11 protein-coding genes and 1 pseudogene are annotated in these 20,332 nt (G+C 50.7%); 7 read left to right on the top strand and 5 right to left on the bottom strand.

Annotated elements, in window-relative coordinates; genetic code table 11:
* Positions 1-22: 22 nt before the first annotated feature.
* The 6 genes from IPH59_12565 (at position 23) to IPH59_12540 (ending at position 11,065) form a co-directional block, all read left to right on the top strand.
* Positions 23-715, top strand: coding sequence for an ABC transporter ATP-binding protein (locus IPH59_12565; protein MBK7092530.1), 693 nt, complete (start codon positions 23-25; stop codon positions 713-715).
* A 70-nt stretch (positions 716-785) separates the two neighbouring features.
* A complete protein-coding gene (locus IPH59_12560; protein MBK7092529.1) occupies positions 786-3,170 on the top strand; it encodes an ABC transporter permease in 2,385 nt (794 codons plus the stop codon).
* Between the two features lie 18 nt (positions 3,171-3,188).
* Positions 3,189-5,540, top strand: coding sequence for an ABC transporter permease (locus IPH59_12555; GenBank protein MBK7092528.1), 2,352 nt, complete (start codon positions 3,189-3,191; stop codon positions 5,538-5,540).
* Positions 5,541-5,561: 21 nt separating this feature from the next.
* A complete protein-coding gene (locus tag IPH59_12550; GenBank protein MBK7092527.1) occupies positions 5,562-7,940 on the top strand; it encodes an ABC transporter permease in 2,379 nt (792 codons plus the stop codon).
* An 84-nt stretch (positions 7,941-8,024) separates the two neighbouring features.
* Positions 8,025-8,690, top strand: coding sequence for an ABC transporter ATP-binding protein (locus IPH59_12545; protein ID MBK7092526.1), 666 nt, complete (start codon positions 8,025-8,027; stop codon positions 8,688-8,690).
* A complete protein-coding gene (locus IPH59_12540; protein ID MBK7092525.1) occupies positions 8,687-11,065 on the top strand; it encodes an ABC transporter permease in 2,379 nt (792 codons plus the stop codon). The genes IPH59_12545 and IPH59_12540 overlap by 4 nt, the downstream gene beginning before the upstream one ends.
* A 61-nt stretch (positions 11,066-11,126) precedes the next feature.
* Here IPH59_12540 and IPH59_12535 read toward each other — a convergent pair whose 3' ends face one another.
* The 4 genes and pseudogenes from IPH59_12535 to IPH59_12520 form a co-directional block, all read right to left on the bottom strand.
* Positions 11,127-15,020, bottom strand: coding sequence for a chitobiase/beta-hexosaminidase C-terminal domain-containing protein (locus tag IPH59_12535; protein MBK7092524.1), 3,894 nt, complete (start codon positions 15,018-15,020; stop codon positions 11,127-11,129).
* A 53-nt stretch (positions 15,021-15,073) separates the two neighbouring features.
* Positions 15,074-16,421 (bottom strand): annotated as a pseudogene (locus IPH59_12530) (ABC transporter permease).
* Positions 16,422-16,450: 29 nt separating this feature from the next.
* The gene (locus tag IPH59_12525; protein ID MBK7092523.1) at positions 16,451-17,908 is read right to left on the bottom strand and encodes a sugar ABC transporter ATP-binding protein; all 1,458 of its coding nucleotides are present in this window, start codon (positions 17,906-17,908) and stop codon (positions 16,451-16,453) included.
* Between the two features lie 19 nt (positions 17,909-17,927).
* On the bottom strand, positions 17,928-18,875 hold the full coding sequence (locus IPH59_12520) for a substrate-binding domain-containing protein (GenBank protein ID MBK7092522.1): 948 nt from the start codon (positions 18,873-18,875) through the stop codon (positions 17,928-17,930).
* A gap of 187 nt (positions 18,876-19,062) precedes the next feature.
* On the opposite strand from IPH59_12520, the gene IPH59_12515 reads away from it, so the two are divergent.
* Positions 19,063-19,566 carry a DinB family protein gene (locus IPH59_12515; GenBank protein ID MBK7092521.1) on the top strand — a complete coding sequence of 168 codons (504 nt, stop codon included), beginning with the start codon at positions 19,063-19,065 and terminating at the stop codon, positions 19,564-19,566.
* A gap of 4 nt (positions 19,567-19,570) precedes the next feature.
* Here IPH59_12515 and can read toward each other — a convergent pair whose 3' ends face one another.
* Positions 19,571-20,224: a carbonate dehydratase gene (can, locus tag IPH59_12510; GenBank protein ID MBK7092520.1), complete on the bottom strand. Its 654-nt coding sequence runs from the start codon at positions 20,222-20,224 to the stop codon at positions 19,571-19,573.
* Between the last annotated feature and the right edge of the window lie 108 nt (positions 20,225-20,332).

Below are 20,332 nucleotides of genomic sequence, written 5' to 3'. Positions count from 1 at the left end.
CTTTCAAAATAGGAGTCAGTGCATGATTAGAACACAAAGTCTCAGCAAGGTTTATGCGACAGAGGAGGTCGAAACATCGGCCCTCAACGAAGTCTCAATCGTGATTGAGGCCGGAGAATTTGTGTCTATCATGGGACCTTCGGGTTGCGGCAAATCCACACTGCTCAATGTACTCGGTCTCTTGGACAATCCGAGCTCGGGCGAGTACCACTTTTTGGATCAGGAAGTATCAAAATATACCGAGCGTCAGCGCGCCCAACTTCGCAAAAGAAACATCGGTTTCGTGTTTCAGAGTTTCAATCTGATAGATGAACTGACAGTTTTCGAGAATGTCGAATTGCCGCTGCTTTATCTCGATGTACCGGGAGCCGAAAGAAAGCGACGGGTCGAGCAAGTGCTTGAGCGGATGAATATTATGGCGCGTCGAAATCACTTTCCTCAACAACTATCGGGAGGTCAACAGCAGCGAGTTGCAGTCTCAAGGGCTATAGTTGCAAATCCAAAGTTGATTTTTGCTGATGAACCAACCGGAAACCTCGATACCACTCACGGTGATGAAGTGATGAAAATGTTGACCGACTTGCACAATGCAGGCACAACAATCGTGATGGTCACGCACTCACCGGCTTACTCCGAATATGGCACTCGTACGATTCACTTGTTGGACGGCAAAGTCGTTACCGAAAACATCTTGAGAGCACACCAACGCGTATGAGCGCTAAACTTGGCATAGGCGATTTCGCAGCGATAATAGAGGGCACAATCGGATCAAAAATGGAGACGATATGCTGAAGAACTATTTCAAAGTTGCTGTGCGCAAACTTCTTCGTGAAAAATCCTACGCGCTCATCAATGTACTTGGACTTGCGATTGGCCTGACGATTTGTCTTCTAGTGATGGCATACATCTTCGACGAATACTCATTTGACGAATTCCATGCAGATGGCGACCGAATCTATCGACTCATTCAATTGCCGTCGCAGGAGAATGATCGCTTCTATGCCGGAACGCCGTTTCCAGTGCGACCGATGCTGCTCGAAAATGTCCCCGCTATCGAAGCATTGGCGCAGTTCACGTCAAGTGAAGACGTCATTGTTACTGTTGATGGGCAGAATTTTCGCGAGTCAGTCAACTTTGCAGATCCAGAGTTCTTCCAACTGTTTTCTTTTGAGTTACTCAAAGGAAGTCCACGGACCGCACTTTCAACACCGAATGGAATTGTATTGGACGTGTCAGGCGCCGAGCGCCTTTTCGGGAGTATCGATGTTGTCGGAAAGGAACTGGTTGTCACCACATCAGGAGAAAAGTACCCGTACGTTGTCTCCGCCGTCGTTGCAGATGCCCCAAAGAATTCGAGTCTCCAATACAGATTGGTTCTTCCGGTTTCAGAAATCTCGAAGTTCCTTCCTTTCAAGCTTGGGTGGAATCTCACGTGTGCCGAGACCTTTGTAAGGCTGCGTTCCGACGCTGATATAAACAACGTTACAAACGACATTCAAGCTGCCGCCAATATTGTCCCTAAGAAAGCGGGCTCGGAAGCGGAATGGAAATTTTCGCTGCAACCATTGTCTGACATTCATCTAAATACAGCGGTTACCGGTGATACAATAACATCGTCTCCAACCTACTCCTACCTGCTCGGAGGAATCGGGCTTGTCGTCCTGATTCTCGCCTGCATCAACTTCACAACGTTGGCAATCGGACGCTCCCAGCGCCGAATTCGCGAAATCGGAGTGCGCAAAGTGATGGGAGCATCTGAAACACAACTCTACGGTCAGCTCTTGTCTGAAGCTATCATTGTCTCCTTGACTGCTCTGATCTTCGCATTTGCACTCGCCGAAATCGCTCTTCCAACATTCAATAACCTCTCAGGTAAATCGATTTCGTCCATACTAATGACCAATGGCCTGTCAACAATCGGAATTGTCGCACTGGTTTTACTGACGGCCTTGATTGCAGGTGGATATCCTGCATACATTCTGACTCGCACCACGACCGTCAGGGCGGTTCGAGGGCAGGCTGAGATGCTTTCGGGCGGAGTGCTTACACGAGTTCTTGTGGCATTGCAGTTCACTCTATCAGCAGCCCTAATTGTGATTACTCTCACGATGTCGAGTCAACTTGACTACATGACATCTGCCCCGTTGGGCTTCGATCGCGAGGAACTTGTCATGCTGCAACTTCGCGGCGCGTCGGGTACCGAGAAGTTGACAATCATTGACCGGCTGCGGAACTCTCTAAATCAAGGTGATGGCGTTGTCTCTGTTTGTGCTTCCGGCACGTCCTTTACTGGAGGCGGCATTCGCAACGGCACACCTGTTGGTCCCGACTCGATTCCGTTTACAGTGTTCCTAAATGCGGTCGATCACGAGTATCTAAAGACTATGGGACTCGAATTGGTCCGTGGCCAAGCCTTCCGGCCCGGAGAGGTCAAATCGCGCGACGAAATAATCGTTAATGAGACGTTTGCCAATGCACTGGATTGGGATGATCCCATTGGAAGAGCAATCCCCGGCCTTGATAGCTCAGAGATCATTGGAGTTGTCAGGGACTATCATATTCAATCACTGGCTGAGAAAATCGAGCCTATAGCTCTCCTGCGGGCGGGAATCGGTGGTGAATGGGCAGGCGCAGTTCGATTCGCTTTCATTCGCTTTGCTCCAGGCAATATTCCTGCGACAATGTCAAAGATTCAGCAAGTATGGCAGGAGATTGCTCCGAATCTTCCTTTCAGCTATGAGTTCATGAATGAGCATATCGAAGCGCAGTATCGTGCTTACAAGCGTTGGGAGACAATCATGAATCATGCTGCACTTCTGGCGGTGACCGTCGCGTGTTTTGGTGTGTTTGGTCTTACGGCGTTGGCGATAGCACGCCGGCGCAAAGAACTTGGCATTCGTAAAGTCTTGGGTGCCAAGTCATCCCAGCTTGTGTCACTACTGAATCGCGAATTCGTTTTGCTCGCTGTTGTGGGCAATCTCATCGCCTGGCCGCTCGCATACTATGCTGCGAATCAGTGGATGGCAGATTTTGCGTATCGAATCGATTTTCCGATCTGGCCGTTTATTGCAGGCATCGTCATGCTCACTGGCATCGTTGTGGCAACGGCATCCGTTCAGGCTGTTCGCGCATCTCTGGCAAATCCGACAGACGTGATTCGAACCGAATAGGAATTTTGGAGTTGAAGAATGCTCGGCCACTATCTTAGACTATACTTCAGGCAGATTTCCCGGCAGAAAGTGTTTCAGTCCATTGGTGTTGTTGGTTTGGCAATCGGGGTCGGAGCAGTCATTATCATTACTGCCTGGATTAGATTTGAAACGAGCTACGACTCTTTTCATGCAAACTCAGATCGACTCTACCGCATTTACAATGTCCAGGAGTATCCAACCGGAAATTTGGATGTCGCTGTCACGCCATTTCCGCTTGGACCGGCTTTGGAGAGAGAATTTGCCGAAGTTGAAGCGACTGCACGCATTTGGTATGGTCCCGGAGTAGTACTTAGCCGCGGTGCTGACCTTGCCTTTGAATCGAGCCTGGTTTATGCCGACAGCACATTCTTCGATCTTTTTAGTTTCACACTCGTCTCTGGCGATTCCGCAAACGCTTTGGACAGGAAGAACTCGGCAGTTATCTCAAGCGACCTCGCGAAGCGTTTTTTCCACGAAGAGGATCCCGTAGGGAAAACACTTAAGGTCAATAGCGTGGATCAGGTGTTAATTACTGGAGTGTTGCGTCCAGTCCCGGGCAACAGCCACCTGAGGATGTCAATGGTCGTTTCTATGCCAACTGTGAGTGAGGGCTGGTCAGCTCAGCGACGTGAAAGCTGGGGATCTAACGGATATTCAACTTATGTACTGCTCCAAAAAGGCGCCGACTTTGCCGGGTTTGCGGAGCGACTTGAGACGAGTCTTACGAAGTTTCGTGGACGTGAAAGCACAACGCGACTTTATGCACAGTTGGTAACCGACATTCATCTTGGTCCCACCCTTGTCGCAGACAATTCGAGTACTTCCGATCCAAGAAGACTCGGTGTCTTCGCTGCAGTCGCGCTTCTTGTCTTGCTCATCGCCTGTATCAACTATGTAAACCTTGCGACGGCAAGGGCAGGGTTACGTTTCCGTGAATTCGGAGTTCGCGCTTGCCTCGGCGCCGCTGTGACCCAAATTCGGCGCCAAATCATTGCCGAAGCGCTCGCCGCATCCGGTATTGCAGTGATGTTGGCGTTAGTCTTAGTAGAGATTTCATTTCCATATTTGCGCAACATCCTTAGCCCCGAACTTACGAGAGATTCTCTGCGTGATATTCTGTTGCTCGCCTTTCTTCCAATCGTGTGGCTAACTACCGGATTGGCAGCGGGAGTCTATCCCGCCATTTCATTGATTCAAGATTCTCCATCTCGAATGCTGAAAGATCGGAGCCTACAAGGCAATCGCCTTCGACGTGCATTGGTTGTGCTGCAATTTGCCGCTTCGGTTGTTCTAATAGTGCTTACAGTTGTGATCCTGCGTCAGCAGAATTTTATGCTCTCAAGCTCTCTAGCCGCAAATGCCGAAGAGCTACTGGTAATACCAATGCGAGGTGAGGAAGCAAGAGCTCATCGGAAACTCCTTCGCGAACAACTACTGCAGATCAACGGAGTTACAACGATTTCTGCGGTAACACAGTTGCCGCACCAGATTGTGTGGTCCTCAACTTACAATTGGGAAGGTCAAACGCCCGGAGAAGAGGTCTTGTTCAATACGGATCCTGTCGATGAGAATTTTCTCGAAACATTTAACCTGCCACTGGTAAGCGGGCGCAACTTTCGTCAGGGCGAGTCGGGCGTTTGCATGATCAATGAATCCGCACTCAAGCAGATTGGCTGGACCGACGCTGTCGGAAAGATGATGTTTCTCAATGATAGCGTTCCGGCCGAGATTGTCGGAGTCATAGGGGATTTTCACTTCAATTCTATGCGTGAATCGATCGCGCCTCTGGTGTTGTATCCCGATTCGAGCAGCTACTCCAATCTCGTATTGCGAATTGCCACGGATGATTTACAGACGCTGATGAGTAGCATAGAACAAGTTGCGACCAAGGTTCTACCAAATACGCCGTATCGTTCGTTCTTCATGAATCAGGCATTTGACCGACTATACAGTTCGGAGATTCGCATGCAGCAAACCATCTCATTCTTTGCAGCGCTGGCAGTGATTCTTGCTTGTCTCGGATTGTTTGGATTGGCGACGTTTAGCATTGAACGGCGCACCAAGGAGGTCGGTGTACGAAAGGTCCTCGGTGCAACAGTTACCAGCATCATCTCGCTTCACCTGCGACAATACTTGCTGTGGCTTCTGGCTGCAAATCTCATCGCTTGGCCCATCGCTTATCTAATTGCCAAGAAATGGCTTGATGGATTTGCTTACAGCACCGATCTGCCATGGTGGATCTTCGCTTTGGCAGCTGCAACGACGCTGACGTTGGCGCTCTCCACGGTGGTAATCCAAACTGTACGCGCCGCGTCGGCAAACCCGGTGAAATCACTGCGATATGAGTAAAACCACAACCAGCAGAAAAGTATGATCAAACACTTTCTAATTGGAATACTCCGACAAGCGGCGAGACAGAAGACCTATACCACCATCACAACAATTGGGTTGGCAATCGGTCTGGCGAGTTTTCTTGTCACGGCAAGCTGGATCCGCTTTGAAACCGGCTTCGATTCCAATTGGCGTAACCACGACCGTATAGCCCGCGTCATTGGAAGCCAACAATTTGCTGCAGACGGTCAGCGGCTTGCGGCTTTGCCGTTCAATCTAGCTCCAGTCTTGGCACAGGAATTTCCGGAATTCGAACAAGTCGCGCGAGTTCAATCGCCTGCTTCATTGTTGTTTGCTGTTGACGACAGGCGATTCTATGAATCGTCAGTCTTTTACGCTGATTCAAATATTCTCGAGATATTTGACCTGCCGCTTCGCTTTGGTCAGCGCGCATCCGCACTCAACGGACCGAACCAGGCAATTCTCAGTGCGGAGGCCGCAGAGAAGTATTTTGGAAGCAGTGATCCGATAGGGAAGTCAATTCGAATTGACAATCGCGATGATCTTGCCGTCACCGGTGTTATGGAGCCGCTGCCGTTTAACATCAGCTTCCGTCCAAATATCCTCGTGACAATGAATACACACGCGGCTGTTGCAGCTGGTACTTATCTGCACGACTGGCGCACAAACGCCTACGGCACGTTCGTACTCATTGCCGATGGTGCAAATGCGACAACCATCAACTCGAAGATTAGGGACGTGCTTAGCCGCTATCGACCTGACGGAACTCCACCGCAGCTCTCAATTCAACCGATTCGCGAAGTTCATCTCACACCAAACTTGCAGGGTGACTTTGCAGTGCGAAGTTCGAAACTGCTCCTTTGGGTCTTCGGGGCCACTGCTTTGGCGGTGTTAATCATCGCGTGCGTCAACTATACGAACTTGGCGACAGCGCGTGCAATCAGCCGCGAACGCGAAATTGGCGTTAGAAAGGCTCTTGGCGCAGACCGCATGCGACTTATGATGCAATTCTTCGGCGAATCACTAGTTGCTTCAGGTCTTGCAATGATCGTGGCAATTGTCATATCAGAGTTCATAGTGATTGGTGCAAACCGTTGGTTTGACTCGAATCTGCGTCAATATTTCCGTTTCGATTGGCCGGCGTTGGTCACCATAGTCGGGACATGGCTGGTGACTTCAATCGGCGCCGGACTTTACCCTGCACTACATCTCTCTTCGCTTCGCTCGGCTTTGGCTATCAGATCTTCCGGTAATGTGAGCACTCATTCATCAGCTTTGCGCGCTTCCTTGGTAATCCTACAATTCGTGGCTTCGATCTCATTGATAATCGGTACTGTGACGATTTATCGGCAACTGGACTACTTCAGTTCTCGCGACATCGGCTTCGATAAAGACCAGATAGTTACCGTTGCGTTGCCAGGTCAAGAACTGAAGGAAAAGGTCCCGGCTCTCAAGGCTGCACTTGGCTCTCATTCAGCAGTCAAATCGGTTACTGCAATAGGTGCTCTTCCGAGCTCGCAACAGCAGTCTTCCGCTTCGTTCAACTGGGAAGGAGGTCCGCCCGACAAGCAGCTCTTGTTCAATCTAAACGTCGTCGATGAGGACTATCTCGAGACATTCGGACTCGAACTGGCTTCCGGCCGCAATTTTAGCGGTGCTGTATCAGAATCTGAAACCTCAATGCCATGCATAATAAATGAGACAGCTGCCAAAAGTATGGGGTGGGACGAAGCCGTTGGACGCAACATCATCCAACCGCCTGAGCTGAAGATCAATGTTATCGGTGTCGTGAAGGATTACAATTATGCGTCACTGCATTTGCCGATTCGCCCTTTGATGCTCTACATGGATCCGTCGCGTCCGACTAATATGGCGATAAAGATCTCGACAGCCGACCTGTCGGCTACTCTCGTCGAGTTGGAGAAACTTTGGTCAGAAGTCGTTCCCGAACGACCCTTCAATTACTCGTTTCTCGACGTGTCCTTTGCCAGTGCCTATCAGGCTGAGCAACAAGCAGGCAGAATACTGCTACTGTATACGGTGATTGCAATCGCCATCGCCTGCCTCGGACTCATCAGTCTGGCGTCATATCGGATAGCCCGACGAACCAAGGAGACAGGAATCCGCAAAGTGCTCGGCGCATCAATCGCGTCGATTGTAGTGCTTCACACTAAGGAATTTGTGCTCTGGATACTCGTTGCCAATGTCATCGCATGGCCGATTGGCTATCTGGCAATCGAGCAATGGCTGCAAAACTTCGCATACCGAGTTGATGTCTCCTGGTGGTCGTTAGCATTCGCAGGTTTCGGTGCGCTACTGATTGCTCTACTGACGGTGGCAATTCAGACATTGAAATCTGCAACCAGCAACCCAGTCAAGAGCCTTCGTTATGAATAGTCGCAACTTGAGAAGTCGAGGATTTTCCACATGACAATTTCACAACCAGACGGAGTAAGAAACTCAGATTCATTCACGACCACTTTGTTCGAAATACGCAACTGCTCAAAGTGGTATCCATCTGGTTCCGGCAGGTCGTATGTCCTCAGGGATGTTTCTCTTGCGGTCGAAAGGGGAGAGTTTGTCTCGATCATGGGTCCCTCCGGCGCAGGAAAGTCGACATTACTTCATATCCTCGGACTTCTCGATTCTCCTTCCGATGGAAGCTACATCTTCATGGGTCAGGACGTCACCGTACTTAAAGAAAAACAGCGAGCCCAGCTTTACAAGCAGCACATAGGATTCGTGTTTCAGAGCTACCATCTACTTGACGAACTCACTGTCTACGAGAATCTCGAGACTCCGCTATTGTACAAGAACGTACCGACCCCTGAACGCAAAGCGCTCATCGCAGACGTTCTCGATCGATTCAACATTGTCGGCAAGAAGGACCTGTTCCCGTCACAATTGTCCGGTGGGCAGCAGCAACTCGTTGGAATTGCGCGTGCCGTAATCTATAACCCGGATCTGATCCTCGCTGACGAGCCGACTGGAAATCTGAATTCCGGACAAGGCGAAGAAATCATGTCCCTGTTCAGGACTTTGAACAAGGAAGGAACAACAATTGTCCCAGTCACCCACTCGGAGAAGAATGCAAGTTTTGGATCGCGTGTTATCAATCTGCTTGATGGGCGGGTTGAGAAATCATGATTAAGCATTACATCGGGATCGCCGTACGCAATCTGCGCAAGCACGTTGGTTATACATTCATTCATCTTGCCGGACTCGCCTGTGGATTTGCAGTTACGATGCTGATCTTGATATTTATCCGAGACGAATTGTCGTTTGACGGATTTCACGAAAAATCAGACTACATCGCCCAGATGGTGGCTTTTCGCGAATCTGGAGAAGGTGATCTGACTCCAATAAGCCACATGCCGCTGCCGCTTGGCCCGGCAATTCTTGAAGAGACACCGTCCGCAAAGAGATTCGTTCGAATAAGTGGCGCGGACCAGGTGCATATGATCGCCGGTGGGCATCAAGACACCGAGCGTATTACATTTGCTGATCCAGCTCTGTTTACAGTATTCACCTTTCCATTGATAAACGGCGATACAACGAAGCTATTCCAGACTCCGAACGAGACCATTCTCACCGAACGCCTGGCTATCAAGTACTTCGGTACAACGGACATTATCAATCAGACCATTGAATTGTTCTTACAGGGCGAGCGGCGTTCCTTTACTATTGTTGGTGTTGCACAGAATGTACCGTCAAACTCAACTATTCAATTCACCATCGTAGTGCCAATGACGGCCGTCTTTCGCTATGAAGTAGCGTCCAACCGATGGAATTGGTGGCGAGTCAGAACTTTCGTCGAGTTTGACAGGCCGGTCTCGGAAGTTGACACCACGATATTGACGGGGATCATTGCGCGGCGCTGGTCAGACCGCAAAAGTGACGAGACCGTCCCACTCACATTGCGAGCCCTTCCGGACGTCCATCCCGATCCTCAAACGGGTGGTTCGAATCCGTTGTATTCCTACATTCTTTCAGGAATAGCACTGGTAATCCTACTCATTGCCGGCATCAACTATGTTTCGCTCGGTATCGCGCGTGGAACCATTCGGTGCAGGGAAGTCGCTGTACGCAAACTTTTTGGCGCAGTACGCCAACAAATCATCTGGCAGTTTCTGGCGGAATCAGTGCTACTCGCAATCCTTGCAGCTATAATCGGATTCGCAATGGCTGAAATGGCATTACCAGCTTTTTCCGCTTTCCTTGGCCGGGAGTTGGAGTCATCATGGATCACCAACTATGCGCTGCTTTCGTTTGGGCTTGCAGTTGCAGTCCTCAGCGGACTGTGCGCCGGACTGGTTCCTGCAATAGTGCTTTCGCGACCACAGCCTGCGGAAATATTCCGGCGTGCCGCAACAATGGCGCGATCCGGTCTCTTGATGCGCGGAATGACCGTTATCCAACTCGGGCTGTCAGTATTCTTGTTCATCGGGACCGTCGTAATGCAAAAGCAGAGTCGTCATCTTGAGTCATTGCCTTTGGGCTACTCCCCCAGTGCCGTGATGGTTATCGAGCGTCCGGCAGACAACAGCATCAACGATCAGGACTTCTTGAAGCGCTTAAGAAACGAATTGTCGGGCGAATCCAAGATTCTCAGTGTCACCGCTACGTCAGCGTCCTTCAACCGCGGTTACGACGCCACCGGCTGGAATGCAGAAGGTAAGCACTTCACTGCCTATCTCTATCGTGTTGACCCCGCGTACATATCCACGCTGGGGATGAACATTGTCGACGGCCGCGATTTTGCGGCTAATGCATCGGCTGATGCCGCCAACCCGATAATTGTGAATGAGTCTCTCATGGAGCAATTGGGACAGCGCTATACCGTCGGTTCAATAGTGCCGGCTCTTGATACGGTCTTCGAAGGACTTGGAACGCCGACAATCGTCGGAGTTGTAAAGGACTATCATTTCCTGTCGCTTCACGAGGAAATCGGCCCTGCACTTCTGTTTACCCGCGAGCTTTACCCATATTTCCAGTTGCTTGTGCGAGTTGACGATCAGGAGATTCCCGCCGCAACGGCGGCAGTCGAGAAGGCCTATGAGAAAGTATCTAATGGACTCAAGTGCAACTGGACATTTCTGGATGACGATCTGGCGCAACAATACGTCAGCGAGTCACGCTGGACGAAAATAGTTACCGCAGCCGCGTTCTTTGCGATCACCATTGCCGCTCTTGGTATTTTCGGTCTGGCAGGAATTACCGCTGTGCGTCGCAGTAAGGAAGTTGGAATTCGCAAGGTTCTCGGAGCATCAGTACCGCAGGTTCTCGCCAGCATTAATCGCGAATTCGTAGTGATGGTTCTGATTGCCAATGTCATCATCTGGCCGCTGGCATGGTATGCAGCGCGCAAGTGGCTGGAGAACTTTGCCTATCATATCGAATTGTCTCTTTGGAGCTTTCTTCTTGCCGCGGCAATCACCGGATTAGTCGCACTTGCTGCTGTCAGCGCGCATACCTTGCGGGCAGCAATAGCGGATCCCGTCAAAGCGCTAAGGCAAGAATAGCCGGAAGAAAGAAAGCAGGTAGGCGTGACCACCGACCTGCTTTCTTTACCGTTGCTTCGACCTAATGGAACAGCCGATTCGCCCGCAGCCGTTCGCGTGGCATTCCCGGGCCGGTGACATGAACGTCTAGCTCGCGACCTCCCTTGCATTGGAACATCGGGATATACAGCCGATGATATCCCGGCTTCAACGCGATCTGACCAACCACGTCGCCACCGCCATGTAATCCATCGTTGTCGACGACCAGTGAATCGCCTACGAACACCTTGCTGCCATCATCGGAACTGATAGCAAATTCGTACAGACCCTCTGCCGGTGCGAGGAAGTAGCCGGCAAACGTCAACCCAAAGTCTTCCGCTCGTGCGATCACGGGAAGAGCAATCGAATCGGCGATGAAGCTCTCTTTAGCTTTCAGTGAGTCAAACGCCGGCAGTTTCTGCCATTCGCCTTCGTAATACGCTGCAGCCAACCCAGGTTTGAGATCAGTAACCGGTGTGGCTTCATGCGGGACGAGTTGGCGATAGGTAACGGCGGTGACAAAATGATCGCTTTTTCCATCGAGAATCGCACGCGCTTTGACCGTCGTGGTGGCTGCCAGAGTGATTGGTTCTTGATATCGCGATGAACTAAGCGTCGGACTTGTGCCGTCCAAGCTGTAATATACCATAGCGCCGGGGTTAGGGGAACTCATACTTACCGTGCACTGACCGACAAAACTGCTGCTATCTGCAGAAACACGAGCAAGAGTGCTGCTAAGTTCATCGTACAATGGCTGGACTCTTGTCAGATTCTCGGCAAATGGCGTCTGTGCAACGCTGATTGCGAAAATCTTCATGTTCGGGTTTTGCGGCAGTGTAAGTTCTCTTGATCCCTTCTCGATTATGTAATTCACTGCGAAAAGATATGTGAAGCGATACGCTTCGTTTTCTCCGCTGGCGAGATGTCGATGCGATCCGTACCACGCGACTGGCTGGCGATTGATGTAGCCGGGTGCAATCCCATCCGGTTCCTCATTCAACTGACCTGCCACAAGGCGATTATTCCATTGTCCAAGTGGTTCAACATAGTCCTGCAGCCAGATCTTGAACTCCTCATATCGGTCAATTGCAAAAGTGCTTCCGATCGCGCCGCCAACCGAGCAACCTATGATATGCAGCTCGTTATAGTCTCCATTGGGCAGTTTGAGCGTTTGCCCGTTGCAGGAAACTGCATTCAGTTCACCCGCCTTCTTCGGTCCCATCACAAAAGACACGCCATTGTATAAAAGTGTATCGGGAACTAGTTCTCCTGCCAGACTATTCCCCTTGCCGTCGATATTGCCGTCCTTGCGATCACTGTCGAGGCTGATGGCGTCGAGATTGTAAGGAAGCACCACCGGCTGCCACTTGACTGGAGGCAGGTCGTCCGCCGGGTCGGTCTTTAGCTTCACCGCGAACGCTTTCGGCTGGTACGGTGTCAACGAGAATTCCAGCGAGCTATCATGAAACAATGTGGTGCCGACCGGGTCTTCAAAACCGTTGACTTCGCGTGCCGACTCAATCGGAAATGCGAAATTGATCTTAGTGGAATTTGCCGCTTTGCCTTTGGTTTCTTTGACTCGAACAATCAGTTCATCACCCGTTTCTGACATTTTGACTGCATTGACGAACACATTATCGCCTGAAGATTTGGCATCGACATTCAGCAGTGAAAACTCTCGACCAAGCGTCCCGCGATGCTTGTCGGTTGCGAACGCTACCAAAGGCTGATTAAGCCGTGCCGCCTGTTCAGGAATGTCGGAATCACTCCAGTCGCCACTGTGAGAGCAGATCGCAAACGTAAACTCGTGATGTCCCATGTCCTGCGACTTCTCGTCACCAACCCAATTCCAGCTTTCGAATACGCCCGGTGTGTGAATCAAGGTCAAGCGCAGTACTCCCGCTTCTGGATGATCCCAGCCGTACTTGCAGTCGTTCAATATTGCCACGCCGTACTCGCCCGACGGGTCGGTCATATCCGCCCACTGGTGACCGGGCACTTCGTACTTCTGCTTTGTATTAAGTCCGCGCTTGATTGCTCCCAGTCCGAGGTCGTAAGTCACGCTATCGTTGGCACAGGTCAACGGGAAAGCGACCTTAAGCAGCGTCTCCTTTTCGTACCAGTCGATCTCGTTCTTGAATTCAATGCGATCGCTGTTGGCGACGAGGCTGATAGTGGTTTTAAAAGTCGAAGCATCGGTCTTGCGAAGAATCTCGATTGACGCACGTACCGGACCGCTTTCGATGACTTTGATTTCCACTGGATCTTTGAGGACGGCGCGCGGAGGTATGATAATATCCTCATATTGAATCTCCCAAGCTGGCCACTGACGCGGTTTGTCGAAGAGTAGTTGATATTGTACAGGTGCCGATAACAGTTCTCGTTTGAGTTTCTTATCAAATATTGAAGCGACATTTCCGTCCGGATCGATTGCGATTTTGTATCGGGAATTTTCAATCGAATTTTCAGATACCTTCAAGTCGGAATCGACGGACTTCGGATCGTGATTCATTAAATTTGTCAGCTGGATAAATCCAATCGGCGAAACTCCTACCTGAAGAATCTGACTTTTGCCATTGGCTGTAGTCTGGGTAGGAATTTCGAGTCCGTCGGGACCATAGAAGTGGTAGAACCAAGACCTCATCTCGGGGAATGCGAGCTCAACCACGTCAGAACGATGGATTGCCAACGGATTAAATACGGTTAGGTAGTGCTCCTTATTTTCGGATGATCCAGAGAAGACTGCTCCGATGGCACTCTCCAGTGCCGCCGCAAACCGATTCTGACACAATATCTCATCATTCCACGAAAACTCGTACGCCTCCGGAATACTCGTACCTGTGAGATCGTCGTGGAATTGATGCCATAAGAATCTCTCCCAGGTTTCACGCAGATACTCCGTTGGATAGGGAACACCGGCCGTCAGATGCGCTATCACCGAAGCGCGCTCGGCCGCATCCGCCAATAGCTCATTCTTGCGGTTCCAGCGTTTCATCGCTGCCTGCGAGGTGTAACATCCCACGCCATGTCGCGTCATCAACAGCTCGCCGTCGTAGGTCGGCAGCTTACTTTGATCGACAGTATTCACCAAATCCACCAGATCGTCAGCGCCGACAGAAGAGACCTTGATCGGCCCATCACTCTTGATAGATCTCTGCAGCCAATCGACCGACAACGATTCAGGTGATCCGCCTGTGTCGCCTGTGCCAAAATAGGTGTAGCCCGCGTGTATTCCGGTCGTCTCGCCCGAGGTCGCAATCTTGCGTTGCCATGTCGTGTCGCGGCTAAGATCGCCTTTGATCTTGCCCGTATAGTCCCCGGCATTCAATCCTGCGATGATCTTCGAACCGTCTACTCCCTGCCAGAGCCCGATATCAAACGGCACACCAACTGCCGAGCCCCAGGTGAGCTTCTGTGTGGTGAAGCTCTTCAACCCGCAATGCGCAGCTATCGAGGGCAATGCGTAACCGAACCCGAAGCAATCGGGAAGAAAGATATCGCGGCTCGTCTTGCCGAACTCCTTCTTGTAGAATCCGTTGCCGTACAGGTTATGTCGCACCAGCGACTCGAACGAAGGAATGTTGACATCCACCGCATCAACCCAGCTTCCGGTAACGCGCCACTGTCCCGAATCGACATACTTCTTCAGCTTCGCATATTCATCCGGGTAGTATTCGCGAAAGAGCTTGTAACGGAACGAACCCTCAAAGCTAAAGACGTAATCCGGATAGATATCCATCAGCTTGAAATTCTCGCGAAATGTCAGCGGCACAAATTCATTGATCGTATTCTGAATCGTCCAGCGCCACTGCGTGTCGAGATGCGCCGTTGCAACAACCTTCAACTCGGGCTGTTTGGAATCTGTTGCCTGCGCGAAAGTCGTGGTGAACAGCAAAAGCGTCAATGTGACAGCTTGCAAAAGTTTGTGATTGGTCATAATTCCATCCCTATCAGTAAAGCAAAAATCTAAAACATCAAGTTAATCACGACTCAAGTCCGCACCGATGCCATCCGCCGCTGTTTCAGCCTGTCCAATAATACCGCCCCGAGAATGACGAGTCCAAGCACAACCTTCTGGGTGTAGCTCTCGACATTCACGAGATTCATACCATTCTGGATCACGCCGATTATCAATGCCCCGATCAACGTTCCCAAGAATTCGTCCCTCGCCGCCGGAAAGGCTTGTCCCGCCGACAACGACAGCGGCGATGACATACAATTCGTACGACAATCCATATGTCGGCGCACCACTCTTGAGTTGGGAAGCCATTAAAACCCCGCCAAGTCCGGCAAGCATTGCACAAACCGTGTATGCGAAAAGCAGAATTGCATTCACCCTGATTCCCGCCAGCCTGGCAGCCTCGGGATTACCGCCAACCGCATAGATATAGCGCCCCAGCGTCGTTCGCGACATCATTACATGGGCGATAGCATATAACACAACCATCAGAATTACCGCGGTTGGTATCCCGAATAGTGGATCCACGCCTCGTCCGAGCCAGATGAAACTGTCTGGGATTTGATAAATAGGCCGCCCTTGTGATATGATGTAGCCGATTCCTGCCGCGACTTGCATCATCGCGAGCGTCGCAATAAACGGAGGAATCTTGAAACGTGTAATCATCACTCCGCTGAACGCTCCAACCACTCCGCAAAGAACAATTCCTATCAATGCCGCAACAAGCATTGCACTTGCTCCCGCCGACTCAGCCCCCCATTGCCCGATCAGCCAGGTTACGATCACAGCGCACAACGCAATTAGGCTCCCGACCGAGAGATCGATTCCTGCGGTGATAATCACAATCGTCATGCCGATGGCAATTATCGCGATGACCGTGATCTGATTGGCAACATTGCGAATATTCTCGGCCAAAAGGAATGTCGGCCAGCGTCGCGATAGGGGAGATACGATTTCAGCAGATTGAAGCGACGGCACTTGCGATTTGATTGCCAACACGACAGGGGCTACCGCATTAGTTGTCGCAATCACCAACTTGGTACCCGAAGTATCTACTGAGTTTTCTAAGAATGCCCGTATCTCTTGGGGGCTGCCGTTAAAGATGCCAAGCTTTGCGCTGGGCAGCCGTTTTGACAACTCCAGTGTGAAACTGCTGTCCTGCACAGTACCCGCGCCGACAGCAATGATGAATGTCGATGACCCTGCGGGTGAAAGATGTGACTCATAGACTGATTCTGCGGCCGCAGCTCCGACCGGAAATTGTTCGTCGAGCGTGAGCAAAGAGAATAAAACACACAGCAGCAAAAGGACACCGAGCATGCCATAGTCTGAAATCAATCTCTTGATTCGCGACCGACGGGTTGTTCTATCATTGCTCATTGATTTGTGCTCGAATCGCTCTCTTCATCTCAAACAGCCAATGCCATAACATCATCCTGTTTCGCTGTCCTTACGTCTGTAATCTCGCCGGCAACACGACCCCTTCTCATCACAAGTATTCGGTCGCAAATGCCGAGCAACTCCGGCAGCTCCGAAGACACCACAATCACAACCTTCCCCTGTAGCGCCAACTCGCCAATGAGCAAATACATCTCATATTTCGCGCCAACATCGATGCCGCGTGTTGGCTCATCAAATATCACGACTTGCGAATTCGTCTCCAGCCACCTCGCAACCAGCAATTTCTGCTGATTGCCTCCGGAAAGATTCTCGGCAAGTTGTTCCGCATCAGAAATGCGAATTTTGAGATTCGCCACGTGTTTTTGAAAGCGGCTCAACTCTTTGGCTTTGTCGATGAAGCCAAGGACCGACCATAACTTGAGATTGGGAAGTGCAAAATTGTCTTTTGCAGCCGCTCGCAGTATCAATCCCTGTGCTTTGCGGTCTTCGGTCAGAAGACATATTCCTTGGGCGATCGCTTCGCGGGGCGAACTTGCTTTAATTTTCTTGCCATCGAGCGAAATCGTTCCATTCTCAAGTTTGTCTGCGCCAAAAATCATTCGTACGACTTCCGTTCGTCCTGCACCCATCAATCCCGCAATTCCTACAATCTCGCCTCGATTTGCCGTGAACGATACATCTTGGACAATGCTGCCTTTCAAATTGCGAACTTCAAGGCCTTCTGTCTTTGGTTCGGTCTTCACTTTGGGATATTCTTCCTCGATGTTGCGCCCGACCATAAGTTCAATTAGCTGACGCCGGGTGAAATTTGAAGCCGCCCGTGTTTCGATGGTTGCTCCATCGCGCAGAACCGTAATCCGGTCTGCAATCTCGAATATTTCGTCCAAGCGGTGGCTAATAAAGATCATTCCGATGCCTTGTTCCGCCAATTCTCGCAAGACGACGAACAACGCTCTCACTTCGGTTGGTGTAAGTGCTGCTGTTGGTTCATCCATGACCAGTATCTTGGCATCGCTCGCTAACGCGCGACCGATTTCAACCAGCTGCTGCTGTGCAATTGTCAGTTCTGAAACGGAAGTCTCAACATCAATCGCGAGTCCCAGTTTCGCCAGGATCCTTTTTGCCTTCGAGGCTTCTTCTCGCTCGTTGAGAAAGCCTGCCCGAGATTTCTCTCGTCCGAGGAACAAATTTGCACGAACACTCAAGGAAGGAACTAAAGTGAATTCTTGATAGATGGTGGCAAGCAGAGCTTGTTGTGCATCCAGTGGTGAATTGAAGGTTACATGAGAGCCATACAGCTCGATTGTGCCGCTGTCTTGATGCTGCACTCCAGTGAGAATCTTTATAAGCGTGCTTTTGCCGGCACCATTTTCTCCAACCAGAGCATGCACTTCGCCGCTCTCGAGGTCAAATGTTGCACTTTCGAGCGCGATGACGCCGGGGAATGTCTTACGTATCCCCGACATGCGCAAGAGACAAGAATCGCTATTGAGCATCGGCTTGCGTAAACAGTGCGCAAGGGATCAGTATCATCGCTTCAACGGTTCCGCCGGCAGAATACGTCTTGACTGCTTCTATTGTCCTCAATCCGATTTCATGCGGTCGTTGTATGACATCAGCAAAGATTTTGCCGTCCTTGATAGCCGCCCGTGCTTCCGGAACTGCATCGAATCCGATGATCTTGACACTGCTTTGCTTGCCAGCTTTCTCAATCGCCGCCAGGGCACCAAGAGCCGAGTCATCGTTGATTCCGAACACCGCAGCCAAGTCGGGATGCGACTGCAATATGTCTTCTGTTGTTTTAAAGGCCTGATCCTTCATGCCTCGGCCAGAAAGCTTCGCAGCAACAACGATATCTGGATAATTAGCAATTTCTTCTTCGAATCCCTTGACCCGCTGGATCACGGACTCAACTTCGGGATGGTCGATAATCGCAACCTTACCGCGGCCATTGATTGCCTGTGCCACAGCTTGTGCCGCCAATCGCCCGCCTTCAATATTGTCGGAAGCTACATGTGTGATAATCTTGGCATCCTCGGCGAGGCAGGCAATATCTGCCGTAAACACCGGAATACCTGCATCGTTAGCTGCTTTGATTGATGTGCCAATCGATTTCGAGTCACACGGCGAAACAATAATTGCATTCACCTTGCGTACAATGAAATCTTGTATTTGATCCTTCTGCTTGGCGACATCAAATTCTCCGGCATTAATCAGCAGTTCAAAGCCCGCTGCCTTCGCAGCTTCCTGAAGTCCCGCCTCAAGATCTTGATAGAACGGATGAGTCCGCGTCAGCAACGAAACGCCAATAGTGAACTTCGCCCCCGGCCCTTGCTGCTGCGTTCCTTCGTTCTCTTTCTTGCCGCAACTGAATAAGAACACCAATGCCGCCACGGCGACCAGCCCAGCCATTAAATCTCTTCTAATTCCCATGTTGACCTCTATTGACGTGCTCCGGGTGTGCCGGCGCGATTTTATGTGCAATCACCTTAAATCAACTTACCGAATCGTGGACATTCGCGCAAACGATTTGGCAGCTGCAGGCGGTTCAAATGCGATTGACAAATACGCAAATTGCCGCCATAGTACGGGAGGATAACTGATTACAAAGGAGTTACTAATGCTTACAGCTTGGAAAACAACTCTCTGGCAGCAGTCCGGCGCCAGTATCGACATGCTCGAGAACGCCATTCGCGCGTGTCCTCCCGAAGTTTGGGGCGAGCGCTCCGAACCATCCGAATTCTGGTACATTGCTTCGCATACGCTCTTTTGGCTCGATTTCTACTTTACAGAAGACGGCAAGGAGTTCGCACCGCCTGCTCCCTTCGGTTTGGAAGAGCTTGACCCTGCCGGTGTCATACCCGCTCGAGCATATACTCCAGCAGAGTTGCTGACTTACCTGGAATACGGTCGCAACAAGTGTCGCATTGCCGTTCAAGGATTGACCGATGAGAATCTTCATCAACCCTGCGGATCAAAACGTCCAGGCTTATCCAATGTCGAGTTGATGCTCTACAGCATGCGGCACGTTCAGCACCATACGGCGCAACTGAACTTGTTGCTCAGGCAGCGAATTGATTCCGCACCGGATTGGGTAGGGAAGACTAAGAAACCTCTCGATTGAGAAATTAGGCGGAATGACGAATCTTGTCGATCGCTTCCGAGTAGACCTGCTTCATTCTGTTTGGATCATCCAATGACACCTCCAGATCGCGCAGTAGTCCGTCCTGCAGATCATAGATCCAACCGTGAATGTCGAGTTGTTGTCCGCGGCTCCAAGCATCTCGAGCTATTGACGTCTGACAGATGTTCACGACCTGCTCTATGACGTTGAGTTCGCAAAGACGGTTCCATCGTTTCTCTGTACTCGGGTATTGGCTCAGTGTCGCGGTGTGCTTAACCTGAATATCTCGGATATGCACCAGCCAATCGTCTACGATGCCGTGACTCTCACCAAGTAGCGCCGACTTTACGCCGCCGCAGCCATAGTGCCCGCACACGATAATGTGCTTGACCTTCAGTACGTCAACTGCGAATTGGATAACCGCCAGGCAATTTGTGTCATCCGCTACTACAATATTGGCAATGTTGCGATGGACGAATACTTCTCCCGGATTGAGCCCCGTAATCTGATTTGCCGGAACGCGGCTGTCCGAGCAGCCAATCCAAAGATACTCCGGAGATTGAATCGCTGCCAATCGACGAAAGAACTCGGGATCCTGCGCCGTCATTCTCTTAGCCCATTCTCGGTTATTGGCAAACAACTGCGGTAGATATTTCATCAAATCACCTCCTGCATCAGCGATCCTTAGAGCAAAGTGCCCAAAATCTGTTCGCAAATCTACCTGTTGGTACGCGGGATTCCAAGAAATTACTTCGCAGGTAACTTC

It is taken from the genome of bacterium, from assembly GCA_016708315.1.
Taxonomy (GTDB): Bacteria; Zixibacteria; MSB-5A5; order CAIYYT01; family CAIYYT01; genus JADJGC01.
Note: the sequence above shows the minus strand (reverse complement) of the source record. Positions and strands in the feature narration are given on the sequence as shown.